1 protein-coding gene is annotated in these 679 nt (G+C 45.7%); it reads right to left on the reverse strand.

Annotation, left to right across the window (positions count from 1 at the left end):
• Nucleotides 1–273, reverse strand: a 273-nt coding sequence (locus MCRY_RS22545; protein WP_139834184.1) for an OprD family outer membrane porin, incomplete at its 3' end; no start/stop codon positions are given.
• Nucleotides 274–679 lie beyond the last annotated feature (406 nt).

Genomic DNA, 679 nt, shown 5'->3' on the forward strand with positions numbered 1-679 from the left:
GCCCACAGTGCCCTGCGTAAAACCAGAGTTGAATTTAGTGATTATCGCATGTGCCCAAGCTTCGGAATAACCGTTGGTATTGCCTTTGCCGCTGTTGAAAGTCGGCGCAGATGCATCACGATTATCACGATTGAAATAGAAGTTGCGGTTTAGAACAGTAAGGCTGCTACCTTCAATAAAACCTTCTGGTTTACCTTCCGCTTGTGCCGTGAGGGCATAGCTTCCAGAAAAAGCTGAAACCGCAGCCAAATACAAAGTTACTTTGTGTCTCATGCGATGCTCCTTTGATTACGGCAGTTTTTATTATGATTTACCTACGCGGGTATAGTCTGTTGTTTTGGCCCGGTGGAGCACTTAGAATAGCGCCTGGGTCATATTTGCAGATCAAAGATAACGAGTCGGTGACGGGGTGATTACAATTCTGTTATCAGGTATTTCCACCGTTGCAGGGCTTCCAGAATCTTTTTCACTAAATCCCTGCGTTTCGCCTGAAAGCTTTCTATTTCGACTATCCCCCCAGGGTTTCTTACGAAATTGTAATTTTCTAGCCACCCCTCTGATAGTGATCGCTGATTAGAGTGCCATCACCTGATCCAGAGGAGCTTGGCAGCTGTTTAGGCGTTCTCGCCAAGCTTTATCAAAGTTTGTGCATGAGGACTATCAAAGTGCCCTGGTATAA

Origin of the sequence: Marivita cryptomonadis (genome assembly GCF_002115725.1) — a bacterium.
In the GTDB taxonomy this organism is placed as follows: Bacteria; Pseudomonadota; Alphaproteobacteria; order Rhodobacterales; family Rhodobacteraceae; genus Marivita; species Marivita cryptomonadis.